16 protein-coding genes are annotated in these 19,920 nt (G+C 74.7%); 5 read left to right on the forward strand and 11 right to left on the reverse strand.

The window, feature by feature from the left end; translation table 11 throughout:
• Positions 1–159: 159 nt before the first annotated feature.
• Together ACOTKD_RS29875 and ACOTKD_RS29880 are read right to left on the reverse strand one after the other, a co-directional pair.
• Positions 160–1,404 carry an acetyl-CoA C-acetyltransferase gene (locus tag ACOTKD_RS29875; RefSeq protein WP_424892096.1) on the reverse strand — a complete coding sequence of 415 codons (1,245 nt, stop codon included), beginning with the start codon at positions 1,402–1,404 and terminating at the stop codon, positions 160–162.
• A gap of 181 nt (positions 1,405–1,585) precedes the next feature.
• A complete protein-coding gene (locus ACOTKD_RS29880; RefSeq protein ID WP_424892097.1) occupies positions 1,586–2,620 on the reverse strand; it encodes an SGNH/GDSL hydrolase family protein in 1,035 nt (344 codons plus the stop codon).
• Positions 2,621–2,852: 232 nt separating this feature from the next.
• Between ACOTKD_RS29880 and ACOTKD_RS29885 the strand changes: the two genes are divergently transcribed.
• A complete protein-coding gene (locus ACOTKD_RS29885; RefSeq protein WP_424892098.1) occupies positions 2,853–4,259 on the forward strand; it encodes a cystathionine beta-synthase in 1,407 nt (468 codons plus the stop codon).
• A gap of 405 nt (positions 4,260–4,664) precedes the next feature.
• Here the strand turns inward: ACOTKD_RS29885 and ACOTKD_RS29890 are convergent, their stop codons facing one another.
• Positions 4,665–5,099 carry a hypothetical protein gene (locus ACOTKD_RS29890; RefSeq protein ID WP_424892099.1) on the reverse strand — a complete coding sequence of 145 codons (435 nt, stop codon included), beginning with the start codon at positions 5,097–5,099 and terminating at the stop codon, positions 4,665–4,667.
• A gap of 109 nt (positions 5,100–5,208) precedes the next feature.
• Between ACOTKD_RS29890 and ACOTKD_RS29895 the strand changes: the two genes are divergently transcribed.
• Positions 5,209–6,579: an acyl-CoA synthetase gene (locus tag ACOTKD_RS29895; protein ID WP_424892100.1), complete on the forward strand. Its 1,371-nt coding sequence runs from the start codon at positions 5,209–5,211 to the stop codon at positions 6,577–6,579.
• A 125-nt stretch (positions 6,580–6,704) separates the two neighbouring features.
• Complete coding sequence (locus ACOTKD_RS29900) at positions 6,705–7,562, forward strand: MurR/RpiR family transcriptional regulator (protein ID WP_424892101.1); 858 nt, start codon at positions 6,705–6,707, stop codon at positions 7,560–7,562.
• A gap of 15 nt (positions 7,563–7,577) precedes the next feature.
• On the opposite strand, the gene ACOTKD_RS29905 is transcribed toward ACOTKD_RS29900, so the two are convergent.
• Positions 7,578–8,855 (reverse strand): alpha/beta hydrolase family protein, encoded by a 1,278-nt coding sequence (locus tag ACOTKD_RS29905; RefSeq protein ID WP_424892102.1) that lies wholly within the window; start codon positions 8,853–8,855, stop codon positions 7,578–7,580.
• Positions 8,856–9,075: 220 nt separating this feature from the next.
• Here ACOTKD_RS29905 and ACOTKD_RS29910 point away from each other — a divergent pair, with 220 nt between their 5' ends.
• The gene (locus tag ACOTKD_RS29910) at positions 9,076–9,678 is read left to right on the forward strand and encodes a hypothetical protein (protein ID WP_424892103.1); all 603 of its coding nucleotides are present in this window, start codon (positions 9,076–9,078) and stop codon (positions 9,676–9,678) included.
• 30 nt (positions 9,679–9,708) lie between these two features.
• Here ACOTKD_RS29910 and ACOTKD_RS29915 read toward each other — a convergent pair whose 3' ends face one another.
• Both ACOTKD_RS29915 and ACOTKD_RS29920 read right to left on the reverse strand, forming a co-directional pair.
• Entirely contained in the window at positions 9,709–11,055 is a 1,347-nt protein-coding gene (locus ACOTKD_RS29915; protein ID WP_424892104.1) for a diaminopimelate decarboxylase, read from the reverse strand.
• A 231-nt stretch (positions 11,056–11,286) separates the two neighbouring features.
• Positions 11,287–11,661: a MerR family transcriptional regulator gene (locus tag ACOTKD_RS29920; protein ID WP_424892105.1), complete on the reverse strand. Its 375-nt coding sequence runs from the start codon at positions 11,659–11,661 to the stop codon at positions 11,287–11,289.
• Between the two features lie 59 nt (positions 11,662–11,720).
• On the opposite strand from ACOTKD_RS29920, the gene ACOTKD_RS29925 reads away from it, so the two are divergent.
• On the forward strand, positions 11,721–12,647 hold the full coding sequence (locus ACOTKD_RS29925; protein ID WP_424892106.1) for an aldo/keto reductase: 927 nt from the start codon (positions 11,721–11,723) through the stop codon (positions 12,645–12,647).
• A gap of 19 nt (positions 12,648–12,666) precedes the next feature.
• Here the strand turns inward: ACOTKD_RS29925 and hutI are convergent, their stop codons facing one another.
• The 5 genes from hutI to ACOTKD_RS29950 all read right to left on the reverse strand — a co-directional run bounded on the left by hutI (position 12,667) and on the right by ACOTKD_RS29950 (position 19,866).
• A complete protein-coding gene (gene hutI / locus ACOTKD_RS29930) occupies positions 12,667–13,836 on the reverse strand; it encodes an imidazolonepropionase (RefSeq protein WP_424892107.1) in 1,170 nt (389 codons plus the stop codon).
• Between the two features lie 61 nt (positions 13,837–13,897).
• Positions 13,898–15,238 carry a formimidoylglutamate deiminase gene (locus tag ACOTKD_RS29935; protein WP_424892161.1) on the reverse strand — a complete coding sequence of 447 codons (1,341 nt, stop codon included), beginning with the start codon at positions 15,236–15,238 and terminating at the stop codon, positions 13,898–13,900.
• Positions 15,235–16,434 carry an allantoate amidohydrolase gene (locus ACOTKD_RS29940; protein WP_424892162.1) on the reverse strand — a complete coding sequence of 400 codons (1,200 nt, stop codon included), beginning with the start codon at positions 16,432–16,434 and terminating at the stop codon, positions 15,235–15,237. The genes ACOTKD_RS29935 and ACOTKD_RS29940 overlap by 4 nt, the downstream gene beginning before the upstream one ends.
• A gap of 137 nt (positions 16,435–16,571) precedes the next feature.
• Positions 16,572–18,230, reverse strand: a complete 1,659-nt coding sequence (hutU, locus tag ACOTKD_RS29945) for a urocanate hydratase (protein ID WP_424892108.1) — start codon at positions 18,228–18,230, stop codon at positions 16,572–16,574.
• Positions 18,231–18,318: 88 nt separating this feature from the next.
• Entirely contained in the window at positions 18,319–19,866 is a 1,548-nt protein-coding gene (locus tag ACOTKD_RS29950) for an FAD-dependent oxidoreductase (RefSeq protein ID WP_424892109.1), read from the reverse strand.
• Positions 19,867–19,920: the final 54 nt, after the last annotated feature.

Here is a 19,920-nt window from a genome sequence, read left to right on the forward strand (position 1 = left end):
TCACATCCTGGGGGCGATTCGGTCACGGTTGCGTCAGAGGCCCGTGAACACGTCCGTCGTCAGCTCAGCCGCTCGTTTTCCCGGTCGCGCCGAGCTTCGCCTTCACTGCGGGCAGGTGCCGCCCTCGTGCCTCGGGCGACCCCTACCCTCCGCTGCGGCTCAGCTCAGCCGCTCGATGACCATCGCCATGCCCTGGCCACCGCCCACGCACATCGTCTCCAGACCGAACTGCTTGTCGTGCCACTGCAGCGAGTTGATGAGCGTGCCGGTGATGCGGGCGCCCGTCATGCCGAAGGGGTGGCCGACGGCGATGGCGCCGCCGTTGACGTTCAGGCGGTCGATGTCGATGCCGAGCGCCTGGTAGGCCGGGATGACCTGGGCCGCGAACGCCTCGTTGATCTCGACCAGGTCGATGTCGCCGATGCTCATGCCGGCCCGCGCCAGCGCCTGCTTGCTCGCCTCGACCGGACCGAAGCCCATGATCTCGGGGGAGAGGGCGGAGACGCCGGTCGAGACGATCCGGGCCAGCGGGGTCAGTCCCAGCTCGCGCGCCTTCGTGTCCGACATGATCACCAGCGCGGCGGCGCCGTCGTTGAGCGGGCAGCAGTTGCCCGGGGTGACCCGGCCGTCCGCGCGGAACGACGGCTTCAGGCCCGCCACGCCCTCCATGGTCACGCCCGCGCGCGGGCCGTCGTCCTTGCTGACGACCGTGCCGTCCGGGGTGGTGACCGGCGTGATCTCGCGCTCCCAGAAGCCGGCCTTGATGGCCTCCTCGGCGAGGTTCTGCGAGCGGACGCCGAACTCGTCCATCTCCTCGCGCGAGATGCCCTTCAGACGGGCCAGGTTCTCGGCGGTCTGGCCCATCGCGATGTACGCGTCGGGCACGAGGCCGTCCTCGCGCGGGTCGTGCCACTCTCCCCCAGCTACCGCTGGGGGGACCCCCAGGCCCTGCTCGGCGCGGGCGGCGGTACGGGCCTCGGCGTCGGCGAAGAACGGGTTGTGGCTGCCGGGCATGCCGTCCGAGGAGCCGTTGACGGTGCGGGAGACCGTCTCCACGCCCGCGGAGATGAAGACGTCGCCCTCGCCGGCCTTGATGGCGTGCATCGCCATCCGGGACGTCTGCAGGGACGAGGAGCAGTAGCGGGTGATCGTGCAGCCCGGCAGGTGGTCCATGCCCATCTGCACGGCCACGATCCGGCCGAGGTTGTGGCCCTGCTCGCCGCCGGGCAGGCCGCAGCCGAGCATCAGGTCGTCGATGTCGCGCGGGTCGAGCCCGGGGACCTTGTCGAGCGCGGCCTTGATGATCGTCGCGGTCAGGTCGTCGGCGCGCATCTCCTTCAGCGAGCCCTTGAAGGCGCGACCGATGGGGGAGCGGGCGGTTGAGACGATCACGGCTTCGGGCATCACGGCTCCAGGGCGTGAGAAAAGCAGGACTGGGTGGAAGTTACCCGCCCGTAGGCTTCGGGTCACGGCTTGGTCACTGTGACCCCTCGCACTCTCCTCTCCGGCGTGCGGCCGGGCGGGCGCGGGCGCCCTGCCCGTGCGGTCAAGGATGCGCCCGCGGCCTTCGAAGGGGGAGCCGGGGTCAGCCCCGGGTCATCTTCGACCACACGTGGTGCGGCGTCGGGTCCGTGTGGGCCGGGAGCCGCCGCCGCTTGCGGTGCTTGAGGAGCGCCCAGCGGCCCCGCGCCGCCGTGACCTCCGTGCCCGCCTCCGCCGCGGCCTCCGCCGCCGCCCGGGCCACCGGCAGGATGCCCTCGCGCCGGGCCGCGTCCGGCCGCTCCTCGTCCTCCGGCCAGAGGCCCAGCGCCGCGCACAGCGTCGGCAGGACGGCCATCGCGGCCGTCGCGTACCCCTCCGCGGAGGGGTGGAAGTTGTCCGGCCCGAACAGCTCCCGCGGGTTCGCCGCGAACTCCGGGCCGAGCAGGTCGCCCAGCGACACCGTGCGGCCGCCGGCCTCGATCACCGCTATCGTCTGCGCCGCGGCGAGCTGGCGGCTCAGCCGCCGGGCCACCCACCGCAGCGGCTGGTAGACGGGCTCGATCGTGCCGAGGTCGGGGCACGTGCCCACCACGACCTCGCTGCCCGCCTCCCGCAGCCGCCGCACGGCGTCCGACAGCAGCCGTACGGAGCGCGCCGCCGGCATCCCGTGCGTGACGTCGTTCGCGCCGATCATGACCACGCAGACGTCGGGCACCCGGTCCGTCTCGTCGAGCAGGAGCGTGACCTGCCGGTCCAGGTCGTGTGAGCGCGCCCCGGACAGGGCGACGTTCCGCAGCTCCACGGGCCGCTCGGCGACCGCCGCGAGCCCGGAGGCGAGCAGCGCCCCCGGCGTCTGGCGGGGCCGGTGCACGCCCTGGCCGGCGGCTGTGGAGTCGCCGAGCAGGCCGAGCAGCAGCGGCTCGCGGCCGAGCCGGTGCACGAACGCCGAGCCGTAGCGGCCGTCCGCGTGGGGCGGGGCGCCGTTGAAGCCGCCGACCACGCGGCGGGCCAGCCGCACCTCGGTGAGCAGGACGCCCGCCGCCGTGGCCCCGATCAGGCCGATCCCGCCGCCCCCGTAGGCGGCGGCCGCGGCGATCCGCCGGGCGACCCTCGCCCTCGATGTGGTGATGGGTGACATGGGCCGGACCTCCTCCGCAGCGCCGGTCACCGGGCTTCGCAGCACGGCCGGCGGGCCGTGTACACGGTTTTACAAACACTTCATAAAAACACCGCACCCTTGGCAGGGCACGCTATGAGCAGGTTGCCCCGAGCGCCCGCTTCTGCAACGCGCCGTTGGAGCGGCCGGATGCGTTCTAGGCTGGCCGTATGGGTACGCGAGACCGCTAGTGCCCCCGACCGCGGAGATCACCGTGCAGTATCACGATTCGATGATTGAGCTCGTTGGCAACACCCCGCTCGTGAAGCTCAACAGCGTGACCGAAGGCATCAAGGCCACCGTTCTTGCCAAGGTCGAGTACTTCAACCCGGGCGGCTCCGTGAAGGACCGGATCGCCCTGCGCATGATCGAGGCCGCGGAGAAGTCCGGTGAGCTCAAGCCGGGCGGCACCATCGTGGAGCCGACCTCCGGCAACACGGGTGTCGGCCTCGCGATCGTGGCCCAGCAGAAGGGTTACAAGTGCATCTTCGTCTGCCCGGACAAGGTCTCCACTGACAAGATCAACGTGCTGCGGGCGTACGGCGCCGAGGTCGTCGTCTGCCCGACCGCGGTCGACCCGGAGCACCCGGACTCGTACTACAACGTCTCCGACCGCCTCGTGCGCGAGACGCCCAACGCCTGGAAGCCCGACCAGTACAGCAACCCCAACAACCCCCTGTCGCACTACTACTCCACCGGCCCGGAGATCTGGGAGCAGACGGAGGGGAAGATCACCCACTTCGTGGCGGGGGTCGGCACCGGCGGCACCATCAGCGGCACCGGGCGCTACCTGAAGGAGATCAGCGACGGCCGCGTCAAGGTCATCGGCTCCGACCCGGAGGGCTCGGTCTACAGCGGCGGTTCGGGCCGTCCGTACCTGATCGAGGGCGTCGGCGAGGACTTCTGGCCCAGCGCCTACGACGGCACTGTCACGGACGAGATCATCGCGGTCTCCGACAAGGACGCCTTCCAGATGACGCGCCGCCTCGCCAAGGAAGAGGGCCTGCTGGTCGGCGGCTCCTGCGGCATGGCGGTCGTCAGCGCCCTGCGTGCCGCCGAGGACCTCGGCCCGGACGACGTCGTGGTCGTCCTGCTGCCGGACAGCGGCCGCGGCTACCTGAGCAAGATCTTCAACGACGAGTGGATGGCGGACTACGGCTTCCTGGAGGAGGCCGGCGACGCCGCCCGCGTGGGCGACGTGCTGCGCCGCAAGGACGGCGGCCTGCCCTCCCTGGTGCACATGCACCCGGAGGAGACGGTCGGCGAGGCCATCGAGGTGCTCCGCGAGTACGGCGTCTCGCAGATGCCCATCGTCAAGCCGGGCGCGGGGCACCCCGATGTGATGGCCGCCGAGGTCATCGGCTCGGTCGTGGAGCGCGAGCTGCTGGACGCCCTGTTCACCCAGCGCGCCTCCCTCTCGGACCCGCTGGAGAAGCACATGTGCCCGCCGCTGCCGCAGGTCGGCTCCGGCGAGCCCGTCGCCGACCTGATGGCCGTCCTGGGCGAGGCGGACGCGGCGATCGTGCTCGTCGAGGGCAAGCCCACCGGTGTGGTGAGCCGTCAGGACCTGCTGGCCTTCCTCGCGGAGGGCTCCGGCAAGGCCGGCAACGGCGCCAAGTAGCACCGCGGGGGGCGCGCCCTGCGCCCCCCGCGCGTACGACCGTGTGAACGGGGCGCGGACGGACGGTCCGTCAAAGGTGCGTATGCGTCACACGCCCGCAGCACCGGCTTAACAACGGTCCTGCATAGTGGAGGTGCCGGCAGGGGCTCGCCCCGGGCCGGCACCGAAGCGGCGGCAGGACTTCCGGAGCGGCTCCCGGACTCCGCGGCCGCCCGGACGCGGCTCACCGGCCCTGACCCGGCCCGTGTCCTCGTGGGGGACCGCCGTCGTCCCGACTCCGGCCTCGGCCGGGGTGCGGCGGCCCCCTGCGTGCTCCCTCTCTCGATCCCCCTGCGGGTCCTTGCGGGTCCCTGCGATCCCCTGTGGTCCTCCTGCGGGATCCCTCTCGCGTTCGCTCCTCGCGCTTCACTCCCAGCCGGAGGCGTCGCCGCCGTCCCGCTTCTGCCGTCCGCGCTGCCACGGGAACACCCCCGCCGCGTTCAGGGCGTTGACGCCCACGATCCCCGCCCAGCTCACGAGCAGCCCGGGCAGGTGCGCGTTCACCACGGCGATCGCGGACAGCGGGACGGCCAGCACCAGGGACGCCACGGCGAAGCCGAAGCGCTCGCCGAAGCTCCCCGTGCCGGGCCCGTCGGCGCGCGGCCGCCCCCCGCGGGCGACGGCCATCTGCGTCTCCGCCGCCTGCCGGCGCACCCGGCGGTCGATCGTGGCGTCCAGTTTCCGGTCGACCTTCTCCAGGAAGGCGTCGATGAGTTCGGCCTCGTACTCCGGGCCCAGTTCCTTCCGGGTCTCCAGGGTCGCGGCGAGATCCTTCTTCAGCTCATGGTCGCGGGCCATCATGCTCAGGACGATACGGTCGGCAGGGCCCCGCGTCGCTGGGGCCAGCACCCGTATCCGCCGTAGGGGCAGCCCCGTCGCCGTGCCGGGGCGCCGCTGGAAGGAGCAGTCCGTGCCCGGACCGACCGAAGCTCTGCTCACCCACCTCGCTCCCGGAACGGGCGAGGACCGGCCGGACGCCCTGAGCGTCGCCGGGCGGGCCTGCTCCCGCGAGCAACTGCTGGGCGCCGCCGCCGCGGTGGCGCACCGCATCGCGGGCGCCCCGGCCGTCGCCGTCCACGCCGACGCCTCCCTGGAGACCGTGGCGGCCGTCGTGGGCGGGCTGCTCGCCGGGGTGCCGGTGGTGCCGCTGCCGCCGGACGCGGGGCCCGCCGAGCGCGGCCACATCCTGCGCGACTCCGGCGCCGCCCTGGTGCTCGGCGGCCCCGACGGGCTGCCCGTCGGCATGGGGGAGCGGGGCGACTGGTCCGGCGCCGAGCCCGGCGCGGACAGCACCGCCCTGATCCTCTACACGTCCGGCACGACCGGCGCCCCCAAGGGCGCGCTGATCCCGCGCCGCGCGGTCGCCGCGGGCCTCGACGGGCTCGCGGAGGCGTGGCAGTGGACCGCCGAGGACACCCTCGTGCACGGCCTGCCGCTGTTCCACGTCCACGGCCTCGTCCTGGGCGTCCTGGGGGCGCTGCGCACGGGCTGCCGGCTCGTGCACACCGGGCGGCCGGCGCCGGAGGCGTACGCGGCGGCCGGCGGCAGCCTGTACTTCGGGGTGCCGACGGTGTGGTCCCGGGTGGTGCGCGAGCCGTCCGCGGCCCGGGAGCTGGCCAAGGCCCGGCTGCTGGTGTCGGGCAGCGCGGCCCTGCCCGCGCCCGTCTTCCGCGACCTGGAGGCCCTCACCGGGCAGCGGCCCGTCGAGCGCTACGGCATGACCGAGACGCTGATCACCGTCTCCGCGCGAGCCGGCGGCGAGCGGCGGCCGGGCGCCGTGGGCACCCCGCTGCCGGGCGTCCGCACGCGCCTCGTGGCGGCCGAGAGCGGCATCGGCGAGCTGGAGGTCTCCGGGCCGACGCTCTTCAGCGGCTACCTGGGCCGCCCGGAGGCCACGGCGGCCGCGCACACGGCCGACGGCTGGTTCCGTACGGGCGACATCGCCGCGATCGAGGAGGACGGCACGCACCGCATCGTGGGCCGCGCTTCCACCGACCTGATCAAGTCCGGCGGCTACCGCGTCGGGGCGGGCGAGGTGGAGAACGCCCTCCTCGACCACCCGGCCGTCCGGGAGGCCGCCGTGGTCGGTGTCCCGCACGACGACCTCGGCCAGGAGATCGTGGCCTACGTGGTGGCCGACGGAGCGACGGAGAAGCAGCTGATCGACTTCGTGGCGGGGCACCTGTCCGTGCACAAACGGCCGCGCAGGGTCCGCTTCCTCGACGCCCTGCCGCGCAACGCCATGGGCAAGCCGCAGAAGAAACTCCTGCCCCCGCTGTAACGGCTGCCTCCGCTCTCACGGCGAATTGGCTTCAGCGGGCGCCGCCGCCCTGCATAATTCCATGCAGGGCGGCGCTGAGTGAATGACCACTGCCGCAGCGACCGTCGACGACCATGGAGGGCCCGATGAGCGAGACCGGCGGCGAACCGGAAGCCACCGCACGGCTGCAGAAGCTCTTCGAAGGGCACCGGCTGACGCCCACCCAGCGCCGCATCGCCCACTGCATGGTGCGCCGCGCCGCCGACGCGCCCTTCCTCTCCAGCGTCGAGCTCGCCGAGCTCGCCGGCGTCAGCCAGCCCTCCGTCACCCGCTTCGCGGTCGCCCTCGGCTTCGACGGCTACCCGGCGCTCCGCCGCCACCTGCGCGACGTCGTCCCCGCGGCGGACGCCCCGGCCGAGGGCGAGAGCGCGTACAACGAGTACCAGCAGGCCGTCCAGGTCGAGATCGACAACCTCCGCCACCTCTCCTCGGTCCTCGCCGACCCCGCCCCCGTCACCCGCGCCGGCCGGCTCCTCGCCACGTCCCGGCCGCTGCTCGTGCTCGGCCTGCGCGCCGCCACGGCCCAGGCCGCCGGCTTCGCCTACTTCGCCCGCAAGGTCCACCCCGACGTCCGCCTCCTGGACGAGGGCGGCACGCTCCTCGCCGACCGCATAGACGCGGCCGTACGGGCCGGGGCGAGCACCCTCCTGTGCTTCGCCCTGCCCCGCCACCCGCGCGAGGTCGTGGAGGCGCTGGAGTACGCGCAGGGGCAGGGCCTGACCGTCGTCACGGTCGCCGACTCCACCTTCGCCCCGGTGGCCCGCCACAGCGACCTCCTGCTCCCCGCCGCCGTCGGCACGGGCCTGGCCTTCGACACGGCCTGCGCGCCGATGCTGCTGGGGCGCATGCTGCTGGAGGCCATGTGCGACGCCCTGCCGGACGCGCAGGCGCGCCTGGAGGAGTTCGACGCGAAGGCGTCCGCGCGGGGGCTGTTCGTGGAGTGAGCCCCCCCCGGTGGCTCAGACGCCGGCTTTGAGATGGCGGTCGAAGAACGCCACCACGTACGCGCGCGTGGCGGTCACCGCCTGTTCAGGGCGGAGCGTGCCGACGTCCTGCCGGAGCGCGTCCTCCGTCATGGCGCCCTGCCGGACGAGCGCGGGCAGCAGGGACGGCGCGTCGGTGAACGTGCCGTGCCGGGCGCCGGCCAGGGTCGTCCGGCGCTGATCGCCACGGGAGTGCTCCAGGAAGGACGTCCACGAGACGGCGTTGTCGTCCGCGCCCGGCCCGTCCGACCCGAGCAGCAGGAACGGCCGGTCCACGCCCTCGCGCGCCACGTTGCTCAGCCTGCTGCCCGTGCTGTCGGGCAGGGGGAAGTCCATCTGCCCGTCCATGTTGATCCCCGCCTTGAGGCGGCGGTCGTCGTGCAGGGCCTGTGCCGCCGTGAAGCCGCCCGCGGACTGCCCGGCCATGCCCACGCGCCGCAGGTCCACGGCGTCCCCCAGGCCGCGCGGCAGGTCCCGCCGCCACCGCGCCGAGCCGAGGGTGTCGAGGACGAACCGGGTGTCGTCCACCCGGGCCTTCACCGCCTTGCGCAGCGCGGCGTCGACGTCGGCCACGGGTGCGCCCGCGAGCTCCGGCAGCACCGACTCCGCGAGGCGGCCGCCGGGGAGCAGCACCTCCGAGGAGTCGTACGTGTGGTCGATGGTGACGACCACGTAGCCGCGCGAGGCCAGCTCTTCCACAAGGGTCGTGTTCCACGTCCGCGGGTCGCCCAGACCGGACGAGTACAGCACCACCGGCAGGGCGCGGGCGGCGCGGGCCACGGGGACGTCCACGCGCGCGTGCGTGCGCGTGGAGGTCCAGTCGGCGGCGCCCGGGCGGACGCCGTAGTTGAAGCTGCCCGCCCCGCGGGCCGAGCCGAAGTGGGCTGCGGAGGAGGCGTCCATGTGGGGTGCGACGGGGGAGGCGGTGCCGCGGTCCGCGGGGTAGAACAGGCTGACCATGACCTCGCGCCTGCCCCGCTCCGGCTTCCAGGGGTCCGCCCGGGAGGTGTCCACCAGGTGCCGGGTGACCGTGCCGACGGCGTACGGGCCGGTGGGCGCCGGCAGCGCGGGCCGGACGTCCTTGGCGGCTGTGGACGCGGATGCGTCTGCGGCCGCGGGCGTGGCCGGGGTGCCCGCAGCGCGCGCCTCCGGCGCCGGTACGAGCGCGCTCAGCACGCCGGTCAGGGCCAGCGCCCCTGCGGCGGCGACGGCCCGCCGCCTGAGCCTGCCGTCCCCTCGCTCCTGAATCCGCATCTCCGGCCTCCCCCGCTCGTCCCTCTCCGACGGGACGACCATAGGGACCACACAAGTGCGCACACGTCATACGGCGGAGCCAAGTCCGGGCTGATACCGGGGTATGACCCCTGTGGGGTACACCCCACGGGATTCTCAGCTCGCACTCAGATTCGTTGGCTAGCCTGCCGCGTGAGAGTCGGGAACGAGGGGATTTCGACAGGGAAAGGCGGGATTCGACGTGGGGCGCGGTTCGTATGCGCTGGCGCGGGTGGCGGTGGTCGTCAGGGCGCCGGCGGGCTGGCTGGCGTGGGCGGGGCTGCTCAGCGCGGGCACCGGCGTCCTGGTGCCCGGGCTCACCGGGCGGCGGATCGGCGTGCTCGCCGGGGCGGCGCTGTTCCTGATCGCCGCCGGTGCGGTCTTCGCGGTCCGCCGCGGGCGTTACGCGGCGCTGGCGCGCGGTGCGTCGCGGGCGGGCCGGTCGGTCTTCCTCCAGGACCGCGCGGTGACCCTGCGGAACTGGCGGCGAGCCCGCCGCTGGTGGCTGCTCGTCGCCTTCCTCGCCGCCCTGGGTTCGTCCTTCGCGGTGCCGGCCGCGGCCGGCATGGCCCTCGCCGGCGCGGCCGCGGGCCTGTGGGCGAAGGCCCTGTGGCTGGGCGGCCTGGAGCGCCGTGCCGGGTCGCTGCTGTGGGTCCGCACGGAGTGGGCGCAGGCCTCCCCCGCCGCCAAGGCCGTGCGCGGCTATCTGTCCACCGGGCTCGCCGCGGGCGATGCCGCGCCGGGTGGCGGCCGGCGCCGCTCGGCCCGGGTGACGGCCGGGACGGCGGTCAGCGAAGCGCGCTGAGACGCGGTCAGGGAAACGTGTGAGGTGCGGTCAGCGCAGGGCGGTGAGCTCCGCCGCGTAGGCGCCGCCGCTCTCGGCGACGAGTTCGCTGAGGCTCTGCGGAGCCCGCACGGTCGCGAACCGCACGGCGTCACTCTCCTCTTCTGCGCGCGCGTATCCGTAAACCCCGGGACGGGGCAGAGTGTTGTACGCGAAGTGGTTCGAGAAGTAGTACGCGCCGGTGTCGAGGAGCGCCACGTGGTCGCCCGCCTCCAGCAGCGGCAGCGGCCTGCCCGCCGCGACGACGTCACCGGCGAAGCAGCACGGGCCCGCGATGTCCTGGTCCACCGGCGGACCGGTCTTCGGCCGCCCCTGTGCGTCGAAGACCGCGACCCGCAGCGGCCAGGACGCGGGCGCGAACACCGTGCGGGTGGCCACCTGCGCGCCCGCGTGCGTCACGGCGATCCGCCGCCCGCCCGCGGTCTTCGTGTACTCCACGCGCGCCAGCACCAGGCCGCTCTTGGCCAGGAGGGAGCGGCCGAACTCCGTGACCAGCCCGTAGCGCCCGTCGAACAGGCCGGGGGCGGCGTCCGCGAGCAGGCGGGCGTAGGCGCGGAAGGTCGGGGTCACGTCGTCCGACGCGAAGTTCACGGGCAGCCCGCCGCCGATGTCCAGCGTGGTCACCTGCCGGCGCCCCACCGTCCGGTTGATCTCCTCCGCCAGCTCGTACGCGGCCCGCACGCCCGCCGCCATCAGCTCCAGTGGGCAGCCCTGGGAGCCCACGTGGGCGTGCAGCCGGGTGAGCCACGGGCGCTCGGCGAAGGCGCGGACGAGCCAGGCGCGCGCCCCGTCGTCCCGGAGCGCCACCCCGAACTTCGACGTGTCCGTGGCGGTGCTCAGCGCGTCGATGCTGCCGCCGCCCACCTGGGGGTTGACGCGGACGCCGAGCGGGGAGCGGGGCGGCCCGGCGGCGTCCCCCAGCAGCTCGTCCAGGCGGGCGAGCTCCTCGCGGCTGTCGGCGTTGACCGCGACGCCCAGGGCGAGGGCCTCGCGCAGCTCCGGGACGGTCTTCACCGGGGAGTCCAGCACGATCCGTTCGGGCGCCACCCCCGCCGCCCGCGCCAGGGCGAGCTCCCCGGGGCTCGCCACCTCGGCGCCCAGCCCCTCCGCGGCGAGCAGGCGCAGCACGGGCACCAGGGAAGCGGCCTTCACGGCGAACGCGTGCAGGGTCGTGCCGCGCGGCGCCCCGGCCTCCTCGAAGGCCTCCCGCAGCGCCGCCGCGGCCGTACGGATCCCCCGCACGTCGAGCAGCCCGGCCACGGGCGCCCACGCGGGCAGCAGCCCTTGCCGCACCGCGGCCCGCACCACGGTGCCGAGGGGCACGGCACTGGACGACATGGAGCTACTCCACCACACGGGGCCGCGAAAATCGCATGCGCTGCGGGCGGTTTCCGCACACGATGGGCCTGAGGGTCGGGACGGGGTGCGAACCGGACCGGCCCGGATGCGGGAAGAGCCGGCGCCCGGGGTGCCCTCCGGGGCGGCCACCGTTCGCGGAGGCGGCCGGCGCGCCCGCGCCGCACGACGCCTTCGACCGGCTCATCGGTGCCGGTCGATGGGCGCGCGGGCTCACGCCGCGGCCGTGTCCACGGCCGCAGCGCCTTCCGTCGCGGTGAGCAGCCCGGCCAGGGCCGCCCGCGTCTCCTGCAGCTCCCCGATGCGCGCGTCGAGCCCCTGCAGCTGCTCGCGCAGGTGCAGGGCGACGCACGGGTCGAACTCCGCCTCACCCGCGCCCCGTACGCACGGCAGCACGTCCCGGATGACGCGCGTGGGCAGGCCCGCCGCCAGCAGGACGCGGATGCGGCGGACGGTCTCCGGGGCGTCCTGCCCGTAGCGCCGGTGGCCGCTGGGCAGGCGGTGGGAGTCCAGCAGGCCCTGCTCCTCGTAGTAGCGCAGCAGCCGCACGCTCACTCCGGTCTCGCGCGCCAGATCACCGATCTTCATATGAGCTGCCTCACACGGGGTTGAATCTCACACGGATGTGAGAATTTAGCGTTGCGGTCATGACGAACACCGCGGCAGCCCCCGCTTCTTCCCCCGCTTCCTCCCCGGCCTTCCCGCCCGTCCACAGCATCGGCGGCGACCTGCCCGTCACCCGCATCGGCTACGGCGCGATGCGGCTGGCCGAGACTCCCGCCGGGCTCACCGACCCGATGCAGGCGCCCATCTGGCGCGCCCCCGAGGACCGCGGCAGTGCCGTCGCCCTGCTGCGGCGCGCGGTCGAGCTCGGCGTCGGCCTCATCGACACCGCCGACGCCTACTCGCTCGGCGAGAGCGAGGAGCTCATCGCGGAGGCCCTCCACCCGTACGACGGCGTCACGGTCGCCACCAAGGCCGGCGTCGTACGGCCCAGCCCTGCCGAGTGGGTGACGCACGGTCACCCCGCCTACCTCCGCCAGCAGGCCGAACTGGCGCTGCGGCGGTTGCGGGTGGAGCGCCTGGACCTCCTCCAGCTGCACCGCATCGACCCCGCCTACCCGCTCGCCGACCAGCTCGGCGCGCTCCGGCAGCTGCAGGACGAGGGCAAGGTGCGGCACATCGGCCTGTCCGAGGTGACCGTCGGCGAACTGCGGGCGGCGCAGGAGATCGCCCCCGTCGCCTCCGTGCAGAACCTGTACAACCTCTCCGAGCGCGGCCACGACGACGTCGTCGACTACGCCGCCGCGCACGGCATCACCTTCTTCGCCTACTTCCCGGTCGCCGTGGGCGCGCACGCCGCCCCGGGCGGACCGGTCGCGGACGTGGCGCGCGAAGTGGGCGCGACGCCCGCGCAGACGGCGCTCGCCTGGCTGCTGCACCGCTCGCCCACGCTCGTCCCCCTCCCCGGCACGCGGTCGCTCGCCCACTTGGAGGAGAACACCGGCGCGCTGGACGTCCGGCTGACGGACGCTCAGTACGAGCGGCTGGACGCGATCGGCCGGCGGGCCTGAGCGCGCCGCCGGCTACGGGTCAGGCCTCCCGTACGCCCGCGCGCCAGACCGCCGAGACCAGCGGCACGCCCGGGCGGTACGCCAGGTGGACGTGTGACGGGGCGTCGAGGAGCGCGAGGTCGGCCCGGGCGCCCGGGGCGACGCGGCCCACGTCCGTACGGCGCAGGGCCGCCGCGCCGCCCGCCGTCGCGGACCAGACGGCCTCGTTCGGCGTCATCCCCATGTCCCGCACGGCCAGGGCGATGCAGAACGGCATGGAGCTGGTGAACGACGAGCCCGGGTTGCAGTCGGTGGACAGCGCGACCGTCGCCCCCGCGTCCAGCAGGCGCCGGGCGTCGGGCCACTGGGCGCGCGTCGAGAACTCCGCGCCGGGCAGGAGCGTCGCGACGGTCGTGCCGCTCGCCAGGGCGTCCACGTCCGCGTCGGTCAGGTGGGTGCAGTGGTCGGCCGAGGCCGCGCCGAGCTCGACGGCCAGCTGGACGCCGGGCCCGTAGGACAGCTGGTTGGCGTGCACGCGCGGGGTCAGGCCCCGGGCGGCACCGGCCTTGAGGATCGTGCGGGCCTGGTCGCCGTCGAAGGCGCCCCGCTCGCAGAACACGTCGACCCAGCGGGCGTGCGGGGCGCAGGCGTCGAGCATCGGCCCGGTGACCAGGTCCACGTACGCGGCCGGGTCGTCCGCGTAGTCGGGGGAGACGATGTGGGCGCCGAGGTAGGTGACCTCGTCGGTGTGGGCCGAGGCGATGCGCAGCGCGCGGGCCTCGTCCTCGACGGTGAGGCCGTAGCCGGACTTGGTCTCCAGGACCGTGGTGCCCTGGCGCAGGGCCTCGCGCACGTAGCGGCGCACGTTGGCGTCCAGCGCCTCGTCGCTCGCGGCGCGGGTGGCCGCGACGGTGGTGCGGATGCCGCCGGCGCTGTAGCCGCGGCCGGACATGCGGGCGTTGAACTCGGCGGTCCGGTCGCCGGCGAAGACCAGGTGGGAGTGGGAGTCGACGAAGCCGGGCAGGGCCGCCCGGCCCTCGGCGTCGACGCGGTTGTCAGTGGCGGGTGCTTTGCTGGACGTGCCGACCCAGACGACGCGGTCGCCGTCGATGACGACCGCCGCGTCCCGGACCGTGCCGAGGGGGCCTTCGCCGAGGGAGGGGTCGTTCGTGACGAGACTGCTGATGTTGGTGATGACCGTCGTCGCCATGGGCGTGCGGCACTCCTCTGTGGTTGCTGTGGTGTCGGGCCTCGGCCGTCGCCGCCGGGCCCTAGTCGCGCAGGGCGGCGATCGTCCGCGCCAGTTCCACCGGCACGTCCGCGACGAGCTGGTGGTTCCCGTCGCGGACGATGTGCCGGCCGCCGACGACGGTGTCCCGGACGTCCGCGTTGCTCGCCGCGAACACGGCCGTCTCGGCGCCGAGCGAGGGCGGCGGGCCCGCGGTGCGCACGGAGTCCAGGGCGACGGTCGTGAAGTCGGCGAGCGCGCCGGAGGTGATGCTGCCGGCCTCGTCCCAGCCGAGGGCGGCGTGGCCGTCGGCGCTCGCGGCGCGCAGCAGGGCGGTCGCGCTCCAGTGCCCGCGGGTACGGCTGTGCAGCCGCTCGTTCAGCTCCATGGCCCGCGCCTCCTCGAACAGGTCGATGACGGCGTGGCTGTCGCTGCCGAGGGAGAGCGGGGAGCCGGCCTCCTGGAGGGCCGGCGCGGGGCCGATGCCGTCGGCCAGATCGCGCTCGGTGGTCGGGCACATGCACACGCCGGTGCCCGAGTGGCCGAGGAGGCGGATGTCGCCCGGGGTGAGGTGCGTGGCGTGCACGGCGGTCGTGCGGGGGCCGAGCACGCCGTGGTGGGCGAGGAGGGCGGTCGGCGTGAAGCCGTGCGCCTCCACGCAGGCGTCGTTCTCGGCGGTCTGCTCGGACAGGTGCACGTGCAGCGGCGCGTCGCGCTCCTGCGCCCACGCGGCCACGGTGCCCAGCTGCTCCGCGGGCACCGCACGCACGGAGTGGATCGCGGCGCCGATCCGCGTGTTGTCGTCGCCCTTGAGGGCGGAGACGCGCTCGGCCCAGCGCTCGGCGGTGCCGTCGCTGAAGCGGCGCTGGTGCTTGTCGGGCTCGGCGCCGAAGCCGGAGGAGAGGTAGCAGGTGTCGAGGAGGGTGATGCGGATGCCGGCCTCGGCGGCGGCCGCGATCAGGGCCTCGCCCATGGCGTTGGGGTTGTCGTAGCGGGCGCCGCCGGCGAGGTGGTGCACGTAGTGGAACTCACCGACGGAGGTGATGCCGGCGAGCGCCATCTCGGCGTAGGCCGCACGGGCGAGCGCGAAGTAGTTGTCGGGCGTGAGGCGGTCGGCGGCGCGGTACATGACCTCGCGCCAGGTCCAGAACGTTCCCTCGCCCGCCTGGGTGGCCCCGCGCAGGGCCCGGTGGAAGGCGTGGCTGTGGGCGTTGGCGAGGCCCGGCACGGTGAGGCCGCGCAGGGACACCGCCCCGGGCGGCGGGGCCGGGGTCCCGCTGCGGACGGCCGTGATCCGGCCGTGCGCAGCGGTCTCGATGACCACGCCCGGCTCGACGCCGGTGTCGAGAAGGGCGTGCTCCGCCCAGTAGGTCTGTGCCGTCAGCGACACGCCAGGCCCTCCAGTACGTCGGCGAGTGCGGTCACCCCGGCCAGGCAGTCGTCCTCGGAGGCCGTTTCGGCGGGTGAGTGGGAGACGCCTGTGGGGTTGCGTACGAACAGCATGGCGGTGGGGACGGCTCCGGAGAGGATTCCGGCGTCGTGTCCCGCGCCCGTACCGAGGACGGGGACGCTGCCGCCGCCCTCGCCCAGGATGCGGGCGAGCTCGTCGCGCAGCGCGTGCTCGAACTCGATGACGGGCGTGAACGACTCCCGCGTGATCCGCACGTCGATGCCGTCGCGCTCGCCGCGCTCCACGGCCGCCTTCTCGATCTCGGCGACGACGAGGTCGAGTGTCTGCTGGTCGGCGGCCCGCGAGTCCAGCCAGCCGCGTACGAGGGAGGGGATCGCGTTCACGCCGTTCGGCTCGACGCTGATCTTCCCGAAGGTGGCCAGGGCGCCGGCCAGCCGCGCCTTCTTGCGGGCGGCGAGGACGGTGTTGGCGTAGGTCAGCATCGGGTCCCGGCGGTCCTCGATGCGGGTCGTGCCGGCGTGGTTGGCCTCGCCGTGGAAATCGAATCGCCAGCGGCCGTGCGGCCAGATGGCGGAGGCGATGCCGACGGCGTGGTCCGTGTCGGCCAGGGCCCGGCCCTGTTCGACGTGCAGCTCGACGAAGGCGCCGATGCGGGCCAGGCGCTCGGGGTCCGGGCCGATGGCCTCCGGGTCGTAGCCCGCGCGCTCCATGGCCTGCGCGAGGGAGATCCCCTCGGCGTCCCGGAGGGCGTGGGCCTTGCCGAGGGCCAGCTGACCTGCGGTCAGGCGCGAGCCCACGCAGGCCAGGCCGAAGCGGGCCCCCTCCTCGTCGCCGAAGTTGACGATCGCGAGGGGGCGGGACGGCTGCGCGCCGCGGCCGCGGAGCTCGTCGAGGGCGGCGAACGACGAGACGACGCCCAGCGGGCCGTCGAAGGCGCCGCCGTCCGGGACGGAGTCCAGGTGCGATCCGGTGACGACGGCGTCCCCGGCGGCGGGGTCGCCGAGCCAGGCCCACTGGTTGCCGTTCCGGTCGACCTCGTAGGCGAGCCCTCTGGCTTCCGCCTGGGTGCGGAACCAGGCGCGGCAGTCGGCGTCGGCGCCGGTCCAGGCGAGGCGGCGGTAGCCGCCGCTGTCCTTGTCACGGCCGATGGGCGCGAGGTCGCGCCACATCTCGTGGAAGCCCGCCCCACGGACCGTGCTCCGCGACGGCGCTTCCGTATCGCCGGGCGTTTCGTGCCCAGGTGCGGGCCGGTGGTCGTCCTGCGCCCACCCGTCCCGCCCTGCGGGACGATCGCCCGCAGTCCGGCTCACGCTTCCTCCCGCATCGGGACGCGGACCCCGCGGTCCTCCGCGACCGACTCCGCGATGTCGTACCCCGCGTCGACGTGCCGGATGACGCCCATCCCCGGGTCGTTCGTCAGGACGCGGCGGATCTTCTCGCCGGCCAGCGCCGTGCCGTCGGCCACCGTCACCTGGCCCGCGTGGATGGAGCGGCCCATGCCGACGCCGCCGCCGTGGTGGATGGAGACCCAGGACGCGCCGGAGGCCACGTTGACCATGGCGTTGAGCAGCGGCCAGTCGGCGATCGCGTCGGAGCCGTCCAGCATGGCCTCCGTCTCGCGGTACGGCGAGGCCACGGATCCGCAGTCGAGGTGGTCGCGGCCGATGGCCAGCGGCGCGGCGAGCGTGCCGTCGGCGACCATGTCGTTGAAGCGCTCGCCGGCCTTGTCGCGCTCGCCGTAGCCCAGCCAGCAGATGCGCGCCGGCAGGCCCTGGAAGTGGACCCGCTCCCCGGCCATCTTGAGCCAGCGGGCCAGGGACTCGTTCTCGGGGAAGAGCTCGAGCATCGCCTTGTCGGTCTTGTGGATGTCGGCCGGGTCGCCGGAGAGCGCCGCCCAGCGGAAGGGGCCCTTGCCCTCGCAGAAGAGGGGCCGGATGTAGGCGGGCACGAAGCCGGGGAAGTCGAAGGCGCGGGTGTAGCCCGCGAGCTGAGCCTCGCCGCGGATGGAGTTGCCGTAGTCGAAGACCTCGGCGCCGGCGTCCTGGAAGCCGACCATGGCCTCGACGTGCCGGGCCATGGACTCGCGCGCCCGGGTGGTGAAGTCGGCGGGCTTCTCGGCCGCGTACGTGGCCATCTCGTCGAAGGGGACGCCGACCGGCAGGTAGGACAGCGGGTCGTGGGCGCTGGTCTGGTCGGTCACGATGTCGATCGGGGCGTTCATCGCGAGCAGCTGCGGGACGAGCTCGGCGGCGTTGCCGAGGACGCCGATGGACAGCGGGCGGCGGGCGTCGCGCGCCTCGACGGCGAGCTGCAGCGCGTGGTCGAGCGAGTCGGCCTTCACGTCGAGGTAGCGGTGCTCGATGCGGCGCTCGATGGCGCGCGGGTCGCAGTCGACGCAGATGGCGACGCCGTCGTTCATGGTGACGGCGAGCGGCTGGGCGCCGCCCATGCCGCCGAGGCCGGCCGTCAGGGTGATCGTCCCGGCGAGCGTGCCGCCGAACTTCTTGGCGGCGACGGCGGCGAAGGTCTCGTACGTGCCCTGGAGGATGCCCTGCGTGCCGATGTAGATCCACGAGCCGGCGGTCATCTGGCCGTACATGGTGAGGCCGAGGTGCTCCAGGCGGCGGAACTCCTCCCAGTTGGCCCAGTCGCCGACGAGGTTGGAGTTGGCGAGGAGGACGCGCGGCGCCCACTCGTGGGTCTGCATGACGCCGACCGGCCGGCCGGACTGGACGAGCATGGTCTCGTCCTGCTTGAGCGTTCGCAGCGTGCGGACCATGGCGTCGAACGAGCGCCAGTCGCGGGCGGCCTTGCCCGTGCCGCCGTAGACGACGAGCTTGTCGGGGTGCTCGGCCACCTCGGGGTCGAGGTTGTTCTGCAGCATGCGCAGGGCGGCTTCCTGCTGCCACCCCAGCGTGCTCAGCTGGTCGCCTCGCGGCGCTCGTACGGGTCGCGGTCCGGACATGGGGCCCTGCCTCCCTGGCGGCTGCTCTCGCTGCTCTGCCCTGCTCTGAATAGAACACTGCACATCTTGGGTGGCTGAATAGCTCTAGTCAACGGGTGTCGGGCGAAACCGGTGGGTCGGCAGTCACATCCCCGGCCCCGTCCGGCGGCCCCGCGAGGTCCCCGAGCCGCACCGGATGGGCCAGCGGCCGCCGGTCCATCGCGTACGGATCGGCGACGGGGGAGCCCAGGAACGCGGCGGCGAGCTCGGCCGTGTTCCGCCCGCACACCCGCCCCTGGCAGGCGCCCAGCCCGGCGCGGCACGCGAGCTTCAGCGCCCGCATCCCGTCCGCGCCGCGCGCCACGACGGCGTCCCGCAGCTCCCCGTACGACACCTCCTCGCACCGGCACACCAGCGTGTCCTCGCGCAGCCAGCCGCGCCAGCCGCCCGGCACGGGGTGCGCCCGCGCGAGCGCCTGCCCGAACCGCCGCCCGGAGCGGACCCGCGCGGCGGCGGCCGCGACACGGGCGGGAGGCGGGGGAGAGAGGCCCGCCCCGGAGGCCTCCCCGTCCGCCGCACGCTCCGCCGGTCCGGCCGTCCCGCCGGTGGCCCACAGGCGCTCGGCCAGGTCCGCCACCGCCGCCAGGCCCGCCAGCTCGCCCTCCGCCGCGGCGGCCGGCGCGCCCGCGATCCCGGTGAGCTCACCGGCCGCGTACACGCCCGGCACGGTCGTCGCCTGCCGCCTGTCGACGACCACGTGCCCGTCGCGCACGGCGCAGCCCGCCGCCAGCGACAGCTCCAGCTGCGGCGTGAACCCGTAGCCCACGCACACCGCGTCCACCGGCGCCAGACGCTGCTCGCTGCCCGGGACCGGGTGCCAGCCGGCGTCCAGGCGGGCGACGGTGACGGCCTCGACGCGGTCCCGGCCGTGCGCCGCGACGACCGCGTGCCGGGTGCGGTACGGGACGCGGGCGCGGGCCAGCCCGGCGGCGTACGAGCCGAGCTCCGCGAGCCTGCCGGGGCCGCCGTCGCGCAGGGCGGCCGCGGGGCTGCGCAGCCAGCGCGCCGGGTTCCCCGCCTCGTACACGCCCAGGACGTGCGCCCCGACGTCCAGCAGGGACAGCGCGACCGGCAGCAGGAACGGGCCGGTCCCCGACACCACCGCCCGGGCGCCGACAGCCGTCCGCTGCCCCTCGGCGAGCGCCTGCGCCGCGCCCGCCGTGACCACGCCCGGCAGCTCCCAGCCGGGGAACGGCAGCGCGCGGTCGAAGGCGCCCGTGCACAGGACGAGCGCGTCGGCGGTGAGCGTGCGCACGGGGCGGCCGCGGTCGTCCGCGGGGCCCTGCTGCAGGTGGACGAGGTGCCGGCCGGGCGCCGGGCCGGGTTCCAGCGCCCAGACGGTGGCACCGGCCAGGTGCTCGATACGGGGCTGGACGGCGACGGCCACCTCCAGCGGGTGCGTGGCGGAGGTGACCGCTCCGTCGGTGACGACGGCGGGCCGCCGCCCGTACCGGCCACCGACGCGCTCCCCGCTGTCGACGAGCACGACGCGCGCGCCGCACCGGGCGGCGCTCAGCGCGGCCCGCGAGCCGGCGGGGCCGGCGCCGACCACGACCACGAGGGGAGGAGGAGAAGGTATGGAGGAAGGGCCGCTCATGCGACCTCGTCCGCCTCATCCGCGCCGGTCGCATCGGCTGCGTCGGTCGCGCCG

The organism is Streptomyces sp. XH2 (assembly GCF_049725035.1).
Lineage (GTDB): Bacteria > Actinomycetota > Actinomycetes > Streptomycetales > Streptomycetaceae > Streptomyces > Streptomyces roseoverticillatus.

Bases quoted from the DNA above. Each gene is read 5' to 3' on its own strand.
- ACOTKD_RS29890 (WP_424892099.1), bottom strand. From the start codon at position 5,099: ATGATGGCCCGCGACCATGAGCTGAAGAAGGATCTCGCCGCGACCCTG.
- ACOTKD_RS29915 (WP_424892104.1), bottom strand. From the start codon at position 11,055: ATGTCGTCCAGTGCCGTGCCCCTCGGCACCGTGGTGCGGGCCGCGGTG.
- hutI (WP_424892107.1), bottom strand. From the start codon at position 13,836: ATGGCGACGACGGTCATCACCAACATCAGCAGTCTCGTCACGAACGAC.
- ACOTKD_RS29940 (WP_424892162.1), bottom strand. From the start codon at position 16,434: ATGTGGCGCGACCTCGCGCCCATCGGCCGTGACAAGGACAGCGGCGGC.
- ACOTKD_RS29875 (WP_424892096.1), bottom strand. From the start codon at position 1,404: ATGCCCGAAGCCGTGATCGTCTCAACCGCCCGCTCCCCCATCGGTCGC.
- ACOTKD_RS29905 (WP_424892102.1), bottom strand. From the start codon at position 8,855: ATGCGGATTCAGGAGCGAGGGGACGGCAGGCTCAGGCGGCGGGCCGTC.
- ACOTKD_RS29900 (WP_424892101.1), top strand. From the start codon at position 6,705: ATGAGCGAGACCGGCGGCGAACCGGAAGCCACCGCACGGCTGCAGAAG.
- hutU (WP_424892108.1), bottom strand. From the start codon at position 18,230: ATGTCCGGACCGCGACCCGTACGAGCGCCGCGAGGCGACCAGCTGAGC.
- ACOTKD_RS29920 (WP_424892105.1), bottom strand. From the start codon at position 11,661: ATGAAGATCGGTGATCTGGCGCGCGAGACCGGAGTGAGCGTGCGGCTG.
- ACOTKD_RS29925 (WP_424892106.1), top strand. From the start codon at position 11,721: ATGACGAACACCGCGGCAGCCCCCGCTTCTTCCCCCGCTTCCTCCCCG.
- ACOTKD_RS29880 (WP_424892097.1), bottom strand. From the start codon at position 2,620: ATGTCACCCATCACCACATCGAGGGCGAGGGTCGCCCGGCGGATCGCC.
- ACOTKD_RS29950 (WP_424892109.1), bottom strand. From the start codon at position 19,866: ATGAGCGGCCCTTCCTCCATACCTTCTCCTCCTCCCCTCGTGGTCGTG.